This is a genomic window from Zobellia sp. 1_MG-2023, assembly GCF_030549125.1.
GTDB classification, from domain to species: Bacteria; Bacteroidota; Bacteroidia; order Flavobacteriales; family Flavobacteriaceae; genus Zobellia; species Zobellia russellii.
The window spans coordinates 187,157-200,310 of the sequence record NZ_JAUOSY010000007.1 but is presented as its reverse complement, the minus strand read 5'-3'; the positions used below and the strand labels follow the sequence as shown (position 1 = coordinate 200,310).

Sequence of the window (13,154 nt, the reverse complement as noted above, 5' to 3'; positions counted from 1 at the left end):
TTTTGGCTTCTTAACGACATAATACATTTTTAAGTAAATGTCTATGTTATATTAGAGTAGATGGTTGCGAGGACATTAGTTGGCACCCGGCGGCTAAAGGCAGTAATCTTCTCATAAGTAAAGGGTAAAAAAAATCGGCTATTTTTAATGGCCGATTTTTTTATGTAATAATTCTAAACGTCAGGTTTATGCGCTCATTAATAACTCTGGCCGTTTTTGGAACCTGATGCAGCCAATGTTCTTGTGTAGCACCTTTCATTAGTAAAAGACTACCATGTTCTAATAGAATTTTTTGTTTCAGGTTTTTATCCTTTCTATGTTTTAGGTGAAAGAAACGCTCTTGCCCTAAAGTCACCGATGCAATAATTGGGTTCTTGCCCAACTCCTTCTCATTATCTGCATGCCACCCGTTACTATCCTGACCGTTCCTGTAGAGGTTGAGTAAGCAAGTAGTAAACACTACCCCAGTACATGTTTCAACTTTGTTTTTTATTTCTAAAAGCTGAGGTGTAAACTTATGGGGCGCCATTACCAACTTGGAATAGGAGTAGGGCTTACCGTTATTACCATATAAAGCCGTTAGCCTTGGTTGGGCATAGGTCTTACCGAATACCGTAATATTATCTTGTTGCCAAGGGGTTTCTTCTTTAAGCGACTGAAAATAAGAATCGGCCGTTGCCCTTTTTATAAAATTTGGATAATAGGTAATATCACTATCCGGTAGGTTCAAATTCATTTCGTCCGGGAACAGACCATCTATCATTTAAGAACCGTTTTTAACTCATTCCTGTATTCAGATGGGTTTTGACCTGTAAATGCCTTAAACTGTTTGTTAAAGTGAGAAAAGTTGTTGAAACCGCTTTCAAAACACACCTCGGTAATACTTAAAGGTTGTTCTGCCAAAAGTTTGGAGGCATGCACTAAACGGTACTCATTTACAAACTGAACAAAAGTTTTATTGGTAATCTTTTTAAAGTAACGACAGAAAGAGGGTACGGTCATACTTACCATGTTACTTATTTCATCCAATGTTATTTCTTCCTTAAAGTTGTTCTTAACGTGGTTAAAGACTACGTTAATACGATCATTGTCCTTCACTTCGGTTTCCATAGAGAATCCTTCGGCATTAAGAATCTTAAACTCTTTGGAGCTGCCCAATTCGTTTAAAATATTCAATATGGAAAGTAAACGCTGAAAATGGGTCTGGTATTCCAGAATCTGCATTTTCTCTCCAATCTTTCTTTTGGTCTTTCCGGAAAAGGCTATACCACCTTTTGCCATTTCAAAAAGCGATTGAATTTTTTTCATTTCGGGAATATTAAAAAAATCGTTTCCCAAGAAATCCAATTTCATTTGAATGACCGTTTCGCTTTCATTACCGGTAAGTGTATTGGTAAAACCGCAATGGGGTAAATTACTACCTATTAATATAAGGTCTCCTTTTGAGTAATACGAAACATGGCTTCCGATCTGTCTTTTGCCAGATCCACCATTTACGTGAACGAGTTCTATTTCCGGATGGTAATGCCATACGGTGTTTTTATTATTCTTTGTCGCATCAAACCTTTGATACGTATAAGAATGCCCAAAACTAGGTTCTATGGCCTCAAAAGCGGGCTTCTGATTTGTTAGCGGGGGTTTGCTCATAATACAAAATTAAACAAGGCTAATTCCTTCTTTCTTTGCAAAATTAACTAAAATATGTTCAATATTACCTTATGGGCAATATTGCTGTATATGGAATGGTAAAATAGCACATTTATTGGCGAATTGTGGAGTAGTGAGAGCAGGATAACGGCAGTATGTTTGTATCATATTATTAACCTACCCTGTGTAACAGCAGGATATAAAAAAAAACGATATGAGAAAAGTAGTAAGAACCGCCGCAATGATCGCTTTGTTATTGACTACAACTGCTAGTATCGCCAGCGAGCCCAAGCTTAGTGTTGTACCAAATGAAAATGTAAAAAGCTTTGTTTATGAACTAGATGCCCATGCGGGAAGAACAACCATCAAGTTTATGGATGCAGAGCAGAACGTTATATTCTTTGAAACTGTTGAAAAAGAAAACTATGCCAAGAAGTTTGACCTTTCTAAACTTAAAGATGGTCTATATTTCTTTAAATCAGAAGATGATTTAACTACAATTTCCTACACAATTAGTGTAAACGGAAGCAATGTAGAGGTAATAGACAAAAAAGAAAACAGTAAACCGGTCTTTAGACAAAAAGGTGGAATGGTTTATTTAAACCTTTTGAACCTAGATAGCAAAGACGTAGATATTCAAGTTTACGATAGTAGTAACAGACTAGTTTTCTCTGAAAAAAGAGAGAATGAAATGGTTATTGAAAAAGCATTTGATTTTACCAAAGCTTACGAAGGTGAGTATACCGTTGTAGTAAGAGATAGCAAAGAAACTTATTACAAGGAGATTTCGGTAAACTAAGATAGTTTAAGTTGAGTTGAGTTAATTGCCCCTAGTGTTGTTGAGAGCGTTAGGGGCTTTTTTTATAGTGATAGGTAGCTATAGGCCCAATACATTAAGACCAGTTGTAAAGGCAATCTTGCTATTAAGAGCCACTTGGGAAATCCGGCCGAAGCTTTTTTGCTGGATAGCATATAAAAATGTACCAGTAAGAACACGGCTAGCATGAGTACAATTCCGTATATAGCGTAGTTCTTCACAGCAGGGATGCAAACACCTATACCTAATAAAATTTCTGCAATACCACTAAGTTGTACTAATAGCTTGTGGTTGGGTAAATATCTGGGCATAATGCGCATATAGGCTTTTGGTTTTACAAAATGCATAATACCTGTCATTACGTAAATGATACCCATTACGTATAAGTGCCATGGATAATTCATGATTTAGGAAGGAATTTCTTTAAACGTTCACGCTTATACTCGGGCAAAGAAGTATTGGTCAAGGCCAACTGTAGTATTTGCGGGTCTTTTTGGCGGGTAAATAATAACTGATAAAAATCCTTAACGGTAAGCGCGTTTTGTGATTGCTCCACCAGCAGTAATTCGTCTCCTACTTTGACTTCACCCTCTTCTAGGATGCGTACATAAGTGCCTGGAAATCCATAATCTATATACTGTTTTAAAATACTTTGGTTTTGAAACCGTATACCCAACTTATAACAAGGCTCTCTAGGTTGTGATACTTGAACCAAGGCACTTCCTATTTTATAAATATCCCCTATACGTATAACGGATTCATCAAAATTACTAACGCTAAGATTTTCTCCGAACATACCCCAGTTCCAATCCAAACTTGGGTATAAGCTTTTCCAATACTCATAATGTTCCGTGGAAAATAGAAAACAGGCCTTGTTTACACCTGCATGATGTTTACGGTCAATTACAGTATCATTAGCTACATCCGTTTTTCCTAAAAACAGGGGGGCTTCTACCGGGTATTTAAAAATGCCCGTTAGTTCTTCTTTACCGTTCCAAGTAATGGTAGTTGGGCTACCAATGTTAGTTGATATAATTTTCATGAATTAAAAATAAGTAAACCATCCGCAATTAATGAATGATAACTGCGGTTTAAAAAACAATTGTGATGGGTAATCTATTTGCGCTAGTACATTACTAGATTAGTCTATGTTTATGATCAGTGAGTGTATTCTGTCTTAATATTTCGTTTGCGCACACGAAATGTTTGTGAATATGGTAATTTATTCGTTTTTTTTGTGTTTATTTGATATTTAACCGAGGTAATTTTTTGCAACTTAATCCCCCTGGGCACCTTCTTATGGCGTTATTGACCTTTTTACTCTTTACTGGTTTTGTTGCTTTCTATGCAACATACAAGCTTAGACGCGATAAATTGAACACCAAAGACGGCTATTTCTTGGGAGGTAGATCCTTAACCGGAATTGTAATAGCAGGTTCTTTACTCTTAACCAATATTTCTACTGAGCATTTGGTGGGAATGAACGGTTCTGCATATCGAAACGGAGCTATTATTGTAGCATGGGAAGTTACATCTGCCTTGGCTTTGGTCATTGCGGCCCTGTATTTTGCCCCTCGCTATTTAAAAATGGGATTGACTACCATTCCAGAATTTCTGGAAAAAAGATTTGACGGTCTCACCCGTACTTTTGTGGCGCTCCTTTTGATTATTTCTTTTGTAGCCACTCTGCTGCCTATTGTGCTTTATACAGGTGCTTTAAACATAGAAGCTATTTTTGAAATTTCCGAATTATTGAATGTCACCCAAAGTGAAGGTATATGGATAACTATCTTGATCGTAGGTAGTATTGGTGCCGTATATGCCATTTTTGGCGGCTTAAAAATGGTGGCCTATACAGATACGATAAACGGGTTTGGCCTATTGGTAGCAGGGTTATTGGTGCCTATTTTGGCTTTGCTAAGCATTGGCGAAGGCAATTTGTTTGAAGGAATGGCAACAGTATTCAAGCACAGCCCAGAGAAATTCAATGTGGTAAGTAAGGAGTCGGGAATAGGGGAGGGAGCACGTTCCGCAATTTTACCTTTTGAAGTGCTGTTTACGGGGCTTATGATCAATCAGATATATTTCTGGACCATGCACCAATCCATTATTCAACGGGTTTTGGGAGCGGTAAGTCTAAAAGAAGCCCAAAAGGGATTACTTTATACGGGTTTACTTAAGATACTGGTGCCTTTGGTAATTGTTTTGCCGGGCCTTATCGGCTTTTATTATTTTGGGGAAAGTCTTTATGACAATCCGGATAACGTTTATCCACTTTTGGTAAAAAAAGTTTTACCTCTGTGGCTCACTGGTTTTTTTGTCGCAGTAATGATGGGAGCTATCTTAAGTACTTTTAATAGTGCATTGAACAGTGCTGCCACTGTATTTAGTTTAGACGTTTTTAAAAAATACATACAAAAAGATGCCAGTGAAAAAAAATTGGTGGTCATTGGCAAGAGTACTTCTGCTATTTTGGCCGTTTTGGCAATAGGTATAGCGCCTTTTGTAGCTAATGCGCCAGATGGACTTTACCAGTTGTTACAACAGTTGAACGGAATATTCTTTATACCCATTGCCAGTGTAATTATTGCAGCTTTTCTATTTCCTAAGGTTAGTGCTATTGGGGCGAAAGCCGGACTTATGTTTGGATTGGTATTCTACGTGGCCATGTATTACATTTTTGAAGTGAATCTTCATTTTATTCATATTTGGGGAATAGAATTCGTGCTGAATATATTGATTATGCACCTAGTTTCCGCATTAGGGGAAAAAGAAGAAAAATTTATAATGAAAGATGCGGGGGTATTAAACCTTCAACCTTGGAAGTATGCCAAGCCCTTTAGTCTCTTTCTAGTGGTATTTACTATTATTTTATATCTTGTTTTAGGTAATGTGTAAAGCATAACCAATGCCGTGGTGTAGATTAATAGTTGGAGTAAGTAGTTTAAAGCTAAATTGTTAAAGATGGAAAAAACGTTCAGGGATTATGAGGCTGTAGATGTGTCGGCGGCCGTTAAGGAGCATTATAGAAAAATGCGGTCAAAGCAAACGGTAGACTATGTTCAACGTATGCACAAGAAATATTTGACCTATGACAAACCAATGGACCTATGGGAGGCTATGGGACATTTGAATAGATTGATAGACGTTAGCGATCCCGATTTGGATTTGCCCAACGTACAGCATTTAATTCAAAGCGCGGAGGCTATTAGAGAAGACAATCGCCCAGATTGGATGCAGCTTACCGGTCTTATTCATGACCTAGGAAAGGTGATGTTCCTATGGGGAAGCGATGAGGACGGTACCAGCCAGGACGAGCAATGGGGAACCGTAGGTGATGTGTTCGTAGTAGGTTGCGAATTGCCGGATACTTGTGTATATCCTGAGTTTAATAAATTGAATCCGGATATGGCCGATTCCCGTTATAATACGCCTACAGGTATTTATGAAAAAGGTTGTGGTATGGACAATCTTAACCTAGCATGGGGGCATGATGAGTATCTGTTTCAAGTACTCTCTAATCATAAAGAGAACCAACTGCCCAAAGAAGCTATGGTAATGATACGTTACCATTCCTTTTACCCATGGCATACGGGAGGTAGTTACAAAGAGTTGTTGAACGAAGGTGACAAAGAATATTTAGAACTTATTAAAGATTTCAATAAGTACGATTTGTATACTAAGTCGCAAAAGATATATGATTTAGAAGATGTAAAGGATTATTACCAGCCTATTGCAGAAAAATATTTGGGTAAAGCTCCTATAAATTGGTAATAACCCTCTTAAAATTTACAAACGGCCCCTTACTATTAAGTATAGCGGCCGTTTATTTTTTTACCGCAAGAATTTTGATGTTTATAGTGTTTTCACCAATATTTTCTAAATCGTGAACCATTTCTTCCCCACTGCAGGCCCAATAAAAATGGTCACCTTCTTCCAAACGCAGCAAGGCTATTTGTCCGTTAATATTTCTTGAAATCATAAGACCGTCCGTAAAACAGGTGCAACTATAGTCATTAGTATGCCTTCTAAACGGAGTCCGTTCCTTAGGTTTCAATACTATTTCGGTTAGAATTAGTTCTTCATTTTCAAAAAGAGTATCACCAATATTTTCGCTAAATTTTTCTTCTTCTATTTCTTTTAGTTTCTTTTTATCCCAACTGTCAAAATTACCCTTGGGATTAAGTTCTGTAAATACCATACAAAATGTGCTTAGTTTCAATAAACGGAGCAATAACCTGGGCGGAATAGTGTGCTCTTCTTATATTTAGTGTAAATTAATTCTGTCTCCAAAGTTCCTTAACATTTAACAATTTAGAAAGATTAATAGTACAAAATGTAATTTATTTTTGTTTGATTTTGATATTTAGTGTTGGATTCCTAACATTATTTTGGATTAAAGAATTTATAGAGTAGGTGTAAATTTTGGAGATATCTGCAGTATTTCTAGCTATAATCTATTATAAATAATGAGCGTAGTTTACAAAAAAAATCTATGCATAGGGGAAACTCATACTATTTCATGGTTTTTGAAATTTTTCGGGAAGATATGAATTTTAACAAGAAAAAACGCCCAATTGCAAAGTTATGCAACTGGGCGTTTTGTAAGTTTATTTATTAAGTGCTACTTCACCATCTCGTAGCTACGTTTTATAAAATTGGTTAATTCTTCCCCTTTCAACAGACCTTTTGAAAGACGGGCCAAGTCAATAGATTGACTAATTAATCGTTCACGTTTTTTTGCGGTTTTGGTGTTCAATATTTCACCTACCAGCTCGTGATTTGTATTTACGATAAGGTTATACATGTCAGGCATTGAGCCCATACCAAACATACCGCCACCACCTCCAGTCTGTTGCATCTCTTTCATACGACGCATAAATTCAGGCTCGGTAATGATAAACGGAGAGGCATCACTATCCATGGCTTCTAGTTGAACGGTATAGCTCTTGTCCGTAATGGCTTCTTCAAGATTCTTTTTAAGGGTTTCCTTTTCCTCATCGGATAATTTAGAAATCTGAGTGTCCTCTTTTTTAATCAAGTTATCCAAATGATCCGCATCTACACGGGCAAAAGAAATCTTCTCTTTAGAGGTTTCCAGTTTTTGCATTAAGTGACCAATAATTGGCGAATCCATCAGCAAAACTTCATAACCTTTAGCTTTTGCAGCTTCAATATAACTATGCTGCGAAACTTTATCGGAAGCATAAAGAATAACAAGTTTGTCATCCTTATCCGTTTGGTTTTCCTTTATTTTTTCTTGAAGTTCCTCAAAAGTAAAGTAGCTGCCGTCTACGGTAGGGTAGAGTGCAAATTTGTCTGCTTTGTCAAAGAATTTATCTTCGCTTAGCATTCCGTATTCAATAACGATTTTAATATCGTTCCACTTTTGCTCAAAATCCTCTCTACTGTTCTTGAACAGTGAGTTTAATTTATCTGCAACCTTTCTCGTGATGTACGAAGAAATTTTCTTTACGGCACCATCTGCTTGTAGGTATGATCTGGAAACATTCAAAGGAATATCCGGAGAATCAATTACACCACGCAACATGGTTAAAAATTCAGGAACAATACCTTCTACATTATCCGTTACAAAAACTTGGTTTTGGTACAGTTGAATGCGGTCTTTTTGAACGTTAAGATCATTGGTCAACTTTGGAAAATAAAGTATACCGGTAAGATTAAACGGGTAGTCTACGTTTAGGTGAATGTGGAACAAAGGTTCCTCAAACTGCATTGGATACAGTTCCCTGTAGAAATTCTTGTAATCTTGATCTTCTAAATCTGCCGGTTGTTTGGTCCAGGCAGGGGTAGGGTTGTTAATAATATTATCTACTTCTTGAGTAGGTGCTGGATCTTCTTCTTTGGCATCTTCTGGCTTAGGAAGCGTCTCTGTCTTCATTCCAAATTTAATTGGAATTGGCATGAACTTGTTATACTTGTTCAGAAGCTCGCTAATACGGTTGTCTTCTAAAAACTCAATAGAATCTTCGGCAATATGAAGAATAATCTCTGTACCGCGTTCTTGGCGATCACCTGGTTCCAATGTAAAATTTGGAGAGCCGTCACAGCTCCATAATACCGGTACTGCATCTTCCTTAAAGCTTCTGGTACTGATCTGTACCTTATCTGCAACCATAAAGGCAGAATAGAAACCAAGACCAAAATGACCTATAATGCCGGACTCTTTGGCTCCGTCCTCATACTTGTTCAAGAATTCTTCCGCACCGGAAAAGGCAAGTTCGTTAATATACTTTTTAACCTCGTCTTCGGTCATACCGATACCTTGGTCAATCACGTGAATTTTTTTTCCTTCTTTATCTACTTTTACCTCGATCATAGGGTTGCCATATTCAACTTTGGCTTCGCCTATGGAAGTAAGGTGCTTTAGCTTTAAAGTAGCATCCGTTGCATTGGAAATAAGCTCTCTTAAAAAGATTTCGTGGTCACTGTACAAAAATTTCTTAATCAGCGGAAAAATGTTCTCTACTGAAACATTGATTTTACCTGTAGCCATAAATTATAAATTTTAGAAATGTTCGCGCTAATGCTTAAACTTTGTTTAATACTATTTTTTCATTCTTCGGCATAGAAAAACATAGGTGATGTACACCTGTTTGCTGTTTGTCAAAAAAAATACCATACAGAGAGACTGTGACAAACTGACACGTTCGTATGACGGAATGGTTGCGGTTTGTAATTTTGTTTAATTAATTTTTATTTTAGTTAAACATTTATTATCTTTGAGGAAGATGTGATGAAGATTGCTGTGAAAGGGAAAATTTTCGATCAATATCACGTTTATAATCATTTATTGGTTAGGTTGTTTTTAAAACGTGCTTTCATCTGAAGGCACGTTTTTGTCTTTTGTGATAAAATTGGTATTCCCTTAACAACGAATGCGCGCTCTTAGGCGTAATTTTAAATAACTAAATTGTTGTAAAATGGTGGCAAAATCTAAAGCAAGTAAGGTAACGGAAGATAGTATAATCTCTATGTATATGGATTATGTTCTAGAGCATGAGAGCGTACCTAAATCCATTTATAAATTTTGTAAACAAAATAAATTATCGGAGGCCGATTTTTATAGATTTTTTGGTTCTGTAGAGAGTTTGCAAAAGGAAATATGGAACAAATTCTATACAAACACAGAAGCTCTTATTCTCAAAAATGAAGCGTATAATAACTTTTCAAATAAGGATAAGATGCTTACTTTTTTCTATACATTTTTTGAAATGCTCACCCTTAACCGTAGTTATGTTCTATTCGCTTTAAAAGAACATAATAGTCCTTTAAAAAATCTTGGACAACTAAAAGGGCTGCGCAAGCATGTTAAATCTTTTGCGGCAGAACTTATTAATGATGCCAATGCTAACAAGAATCTTAAAATTACAAAATATAATCCCCAAGTGTTTTCGGAAGGAGCATGGTTGCAATTTTTATTCTTGTTGAAATTTTGGATGGACGATACTTCTCCCGGATTTGAAAAAACCGATGTAGCCATAGAGAAATCTATACATACCGTGTTTGATATTTTTGATAATACCCCACTTGAAAACATTCTTGACTTCGGTAAATTTCTTTATAAGGAAACATTTCCGTAGCCAACTGATAGCATACTCACTTTTCCAAAAGAGACGATATGAAAACAATTGATAGTATACCTACAGGTAAAATAGAAAGGGCAGGAAAACTGGTAAAAACAGGTGTTAAAATTGGGGGCAATTATGTAAAATATTATAGTAAAAAGTTGGTGTATCCTGAAATGGATAAAAACGAACTGAACGAAAACAATGCGGAGGATATTTATGACGGACTTAAGAGCTTAAAGGGTAGTGCCCTAAAAGTGGCTCAAATGCTTAGTATGGAGAAAAATATACTCCCCAAGGCGTATGTAGACAAGTTTTCGCTCTCACAGTTTTCTGTACCACCACTTTCTGCTCCCTTGGTACGTAAAACATTTAAAAAATATTTGGGCAAATATCCAGAGGAGCTGTTCGATACTTTTGAAAAGGATAGTATAAATGCCGCTAGTATAGGCCAAGTGCATAAGGCAACAAAAGACGGTAAGGAATTGGCGGTAAAGATTCAATACCCGGGTGTTGCGGAAAGTATTTCTAGCGATCTGGCATTGGTAAAGCCCATTGCTATAAAAATGTTTAACCTACAGGGAAAAGACTCTGATAAATATTTTAAAGAAGTAGAAGATAAGCTCATAGAAGAGACCAATTATTTTTTAGAAATAGAGCAGAGTATTAGTATTACTAAAAGTTGTTCAGGGATTAAAAACTTAGAATTTCCCAAATATTATGAGGAGCTTTCAAGTGAGCGTATTATTACAATGGATTGGATGTATGGCCAACATCTGAGCGAGTTTACCAATAAAAAATTTAGTCAGGAAATAGGTAATAAATTGGGGCAGACCCTTTGGGATTTTTATATGTTCCAAATTCATGGTCTAAGAAGGGTTCATGCTGATCCTCATCCCGGAAATTTTTTGGTAAGTGAGCAAAATACGTTGATTGCCATAGATTTTGGCTGTATTAAAGAGGTACCCAACGAGTTTTATGTGCCTTATTTTGAATTGGCCCAAAAAGAAAATATTGAAAACGACGCAGTTTTTATGGCGAAACTGTATGAGTTGGAAATATTAACGGAAACCGATTCGCCCGAAGAGCTCAAATTCTTTAAAGCGCTATTCAAAGAAATGCTCACACTTTTTACTTCGCCTTTTCATGAAACTAGTTTTGACTTTGGTTCTAATCATTTCTGGGAGAAAATAGCAGATTTAAGTGAGCGTTATTCCAAGGATAGTCAGATTCGTAAAATGAACGGAAACAGAGGATCTAAGCACTTTCTGTATATGAACAGGACATTCTTTGGGCTCTACAATTTACTTCATGACCTTAGGGCAAAAATTGATGTAAATAGCTATAAGCAATACCTTCAATAAATAGCATAAGGTTAAATTCATCCTATTAATTTTGCTTATCTTAGAAATTTACGGGTTAATTTGCACCCTGGTTTAAAGCTTTAGCTTTTTAAATTAAAAAAAACCTTCTATGTATAATTCAAAAATTACGGGACTTGGATACTTTGTGCCCGAAAACGTAGTGACCAATGATGATTTGGCCAAGGTAATGGATACCAATGATGAATGGATCCAAGAACGAACGGGTATCAAAGAAAGAAGACATGTCGTAAAGGGTGGTGATACTACAACAACCATGGGCGTAAAGGCTGCAAAAATAGCTATAGAACGTGCAGGTATAGATAAGGATGATATAGATTTTATCGTCTTTGCGACGCTCAGTCCTGATTACTATTTTCCTGGGCCGGGCGTTTTGGTTCAAAGAGACCTTGGGATCAAAACGGTTGGGGCCTTAGACGTAAGAAACCAATGTTCCGGTTTTATATATGCGCTTAGTGTTGCAGATCAGTATATCAAAAGCGGTATGTACAAGAATATTCTTGTAATTGGTTCTGAGTTACATTCCCATGGCCTTGATATGACTACCAGAGGTAGATCTGTGTCCGTAATATTCGGAGATGGAGCTGGAGCAGCGGTTGTAAGTAGGGAAGAAGATACCTCAAAAGGGGTTCTTTCTACACATTTGCACAGTGAAGGCCAGCATGCTGAGGAGTTGTCCTTAATAGCTCCGGGTATGGGCAAACGTTGGGTTACGGATATTATTGATGAGAACGACCCTAATGATGAGTCTTACTTTCCGTACATGAACGGGCAGTTTGTATTTAAAAATGCAGTAGTCCGTTTTAGTGAGGTAATTATGGAGGGTTTAAAGGCTAATGATTTAACACCTTCGGATATTAATATGTTGGTGCCCCATCAGGCTAACTTGAGAATTTCCCAGTTTATACAGAAAAAGTTTGGTTTAGGAGATGATCAGGTTTTCAACAACATTATGAAATACGGTAATACCACGGCAGCGTCTATCCCTATAGCGCTTACGGAAGCTTGGGAAAACGGTAAGATAAAAGAAGGAGACCTTGTGGTTCTTGCCGCGTTCGGTAGCGGTTTTACTTGGGGTAGTGCTATTATAAAATGGTAAGCTTATAAAACACAAAACCCCGATGTCTCCATCGGGGTTTCTGTCGTTGATTCTGCTATACTAAACACTAACCATTAACTATAAACATATAGCTTTATCACCGACCAATATTTTTTGAAAGTTTACACTTTTTAGAACGACTTTTATAATAGACGTATGTTTTACTAAAAAGTTACATCCTTAAAGAACTTTAACATCATATTTAACATATGAAAAATACCCTTGTATTCGGAGCTTCTCTAAAAACGAATCGATATAGCAATCTAGCGGTTAATCGGCTTTTAGACCATAGCATCAAAACTGAAGCATTCGGTTTACGCGAAGGTAAAATCAGGGATATACAAATAAAGACCAATTTAAATGAATTTCAAAACATTCATACCGTTACTTTGTATATAGGTCCAGCACGTCAGCCTGAATATATCGACAAAATCTTACAAATAAATCCGAAACGTGTAATATTTAATCCGGGCACTGAAAACCCTGAATTTTACAAATTACTGGAATCCAAAGGGATTGAAGCGGTCGTGGCTTGCACCTTGGTTTTGTTAGCTACAGGTCAATATTAATAGATCGATGAAAAACATGTAGGTTTTTTCGCATAAAACTTTAACGTTTTA

13 protein-coding genes are annotated in these 13,154 nt (G+C 36.7%); 7 read left to right on the top strand and 6 right to left on the bottom strand.

Annotated features, from left to right (window positions below; genetic code table 11):
• Positions 1–160 precede the first annotated feature (160 nt).
• Both Q4597_RS15355 and Q4597_RS15350 read right to left on the bottom strand, forming a co-directional pair.
• A complete protein-coding gene (locus Q4597_RS15355) occupies positions 161–763 on the bottom strand; it encodes an alpha-ketoglutarate-dependent dioxygenase AlkB (RefSeq protein WP_303406958.1) in 603 nt (200 codons plus the stop codon).
• Positions 760–1,647, bottom strand: coding sequence for an AraC family transcriptional regulator (locus tag Q4597_RS15350; protein ID WP_215912462.1), 888 nt, complete (start codon positions 1,645–1,647; stop codon positions 760–762). The genes Q4597_RS15355 and Q4597_RS15350 overlap by 4 nt, the downstream gene beginning before the upstream one ends.
• Before the next feature lie 214 nt (positions 1,648–1,861).
• On the opposite strand from Q4597_RS15350, the gene Q4597_RS15345 reads away from it, so the two are divergent.
• Positions 1,862–2,446, top strand: coding sequence for a hypothetical protein (locus Q4597_RS15345; RefSeq protein WP_215441037.1), 585 nt, complete (start codon positions 1,862–1,864; stop codon positions 2,444–2,446).
• A 62-nt stretch (positions 2,447–2,508) separates the two neighbouring features.
• Here Q4597_RS15345 and Q4597_RS15340 read toward each other — a convergent pair whose 3' ends face one another.
• Both Q4597_RS15340 and Q4597_RS15335 read right to left on the bottom strand, forming a co-directional pair.
• A complete protein-coding gene (locus Q4597_RS15340; protein WP_303406955.1) occupies positions 2,509–2,868 on the bottom strand; it encodes a MauE/DoxX family redox-associated membrane protein in 360 nt (119 codons plus the stop codon).
• Positions 2,865–3,506, bottom strand: coding sequence for an MOSC domain-containing protein (locus Q4597_RS15335; protein WP_289061971.1), 642 nt, complete (start codon positions 3,504–3,506; stop codon positions 2,865–2,867). The genes Q4597_RS15340 and Q4597_RS15335 overlap by 4 nt, the downstream gene beginning before the upstream one ends.
• Before the next feature lie 227 nt (positions 3,507–3,733).
• On the opposite strand from Q4597_RS15335, the gene Q4597_RS15330 reads away from it, so the two are divergent.
• Positions 3,734–5,362: a solute:sodium symporter family transporter gene (locus Q4597_RS15330; RefSeq protein WP_303406951.1), complete on the top strand. Its 1,629-nt coding sequence runs from the start codon at positions 3,734–3,736 to the stop codon at positions 5,360–5,362.
• A 66-nt stretch (positions 5,363–5,428) separates the two neighbouring features.
• A complete protein-coding gene (locus Q4597_RS15325) occupies positions 5,429–6,238 on the top strand; it encodes an inositol oxygenase family protein (protein WP_303406950.1) in 810 nt (269 codons plus the stop codon).
• Positions 6,239–6,290: 52 nt separating this feature from the next.
• On the opposite strand, the gene Q4597_RS15320 is transcribed toward Q4597_RS15325, so the two are convergent.
• Together Q4597_RS15320 and htpG are read right to left on the bottom strand one after the other, a co-directional pair.
• A complete protein-coding gene (locus Q4597_RS15320; RefSeq protein ID WP_215441031.1) occupies positions 6,291–6,665 on the bottom strand; it encodes a hypothetical protein in 375 nt (124 codons plus the stop codon).
• 423 nt (positions 6,666–7,088) lie between these two features.
• Complete coding sequence (gene htpG / locus Q4597_RS15315) at positions 7,089–8,981, bottom strand: molecular chaperone HtpG (protein ID WP_303406948.1); 1,893 nt, start codon at positions 8,979–8,981, stop codon at positions 7,089–7,091.
• Between the two features lie 427 nt (positions 8,982–9,408).
• Here htpG and Q4597_RS15310 point away from each other — a divergent pair, with 427 nt between their 5' ends.
• The 4 genes from Q4597_RS15310 (at position 9,409) to Q4597_RS15295 (ending at position 13,103) form a co-directional block, all read left to right on the top strand.
• Complete coding sequence (locus tag Q4597_RS15310; RefSeq protein WP_303406945.1) at positions 9,409–10,068, top strand: TetR family transcriptional regulator C-terminal domain-containing protein; 660 nt, start codon at positions 9,409–9,411, stop codon at positions 10,066–10,068.
• Between the two features lie 38 nt (positions 10,069–10,106).
• A complete protein-coding gene (locus tag Q4597_RS15305; RefSeq protein WP_303406943.1) occupies positions 10,107–11,417 on the top strand; it encodes an AarF/ABC1/UbiB kinase family protein in 1,311 nt (436 codons plus the stop codon).
• A 109-nt stretch (positions 11,418–11,526) separates the two neighbouring features.
• The gene (locus Q4597_RS15300) at positions 11,527–12,534 is read left to right on the top strand and encodes a 3-oxoacyl-ACP synthase III family protein (protein WP_303406942.1); all 1,008 of its coding nucleotides are present in this window, start codon (positions 11,527–11,529) and stop codon (positions 12,532–12,534) included.
• A gap of 209 nt (positions 12,535–12,743) precedes the next feature.
• Positions 12,744–13,103, top strand: a complete 360-nt coding sequence (locus tag Q4597_RS15295) for a CoA-binding protein (RefSeq protein ID WP_215441021.1) — start codon at positions 12,744–12,746, stop codon at positions 13,101–13,103.
• The last annotated feature ends 51 nt before the right edge of the window (positions 13,104–13,154 follow it).

Excerpts from the sequence above, each read along its gene's own strand:
- Q4597_RS15325 (WP_303406950.1), top strand. The coding sequence starts at position 5,429 with ATGGAAAAAACGTTCAGGGATTATGAGGCTGTAGATGTGTCGGCGGCC.
- Q4597_RS15345 (WP_215441037.1), top strand. The coding sequence starts at position 1,862 with ATGAGAAAAGTAGTAAGAACCGCCGCAATGATCGCTTTGTTATTGACT.
- htpG (WP_303406948.1), bottom strand. The coding sequence starts at position 8,981 with ATGGCTACAGGTAAAATCAATGTTTCAGTAGAGAACATTTTTCCGCTG.
- Q4597_RS15295 (WP_215441021.1), top strand. The coding sequence starts at position 12,744 with ATGAAAAATACCCTTGTATTCGGAGCTTCTCTAAAAACGAATCGATAT.
- Q4597_RS15310 (WP_303406945.1), top strand. The coding sequence starts at position 9,409 with ATGGTGGCAAAATCTAAAGCAAGTAAGGTAACGGAAGATAGTATAATC.
- Q4597_RS15340 (WP_303406955.1), bottom strand. The coding sequence starts at position 2,868 with ATGAATTATCCATGGCACTTATACGTAATGGGTATCATTTACGTAATG.
- Q4597_RS15300 (WP_303406942.1), top strand. The coding sequence starts at position 11,527 with ATGTATAATTCAAAAATTACGGGACTTGGATACTTTGTGCCCGAAAAC.
- Q4597_RS15305 (WP_303406943.1), top strand. The coding sequence starts at position 10,107 with ATGAAAACAATTGATAGTATACCTACAGGTAAAATAGAAAGGGCAGGA.
- Q4597_RS15350 (WP_215912462.1), bottom strand. The coding sequence starts at position 1,647 with ATGAGCAAACCCCCGCTAACAAATCAGAAGCCCGCTTTTGAGGCCATA.
- Q4597_RS15320 (WP_215441031.1), bottom strand. The coding sequence starts at position 6,665 with ATGGTATTTACAGAACTTAATCCCAAGGGTAATTTTGACAGTTGGGAT.
- Q4597_RS15335 (WP_289061971.1), bottom strand. The coding sequence starts at position 3,506 with ATGAAAATTATATCAACTAACATTGGTAGCCCAACTACCATTACTTGG.
- Q4597_RS15355 (WP_303406958.1), bottom strand. The coding sequence starts at position 763 with ATGATAGATGGTCTGTTCCCGGACGAAATGAATTTGAACCTACCGGAT.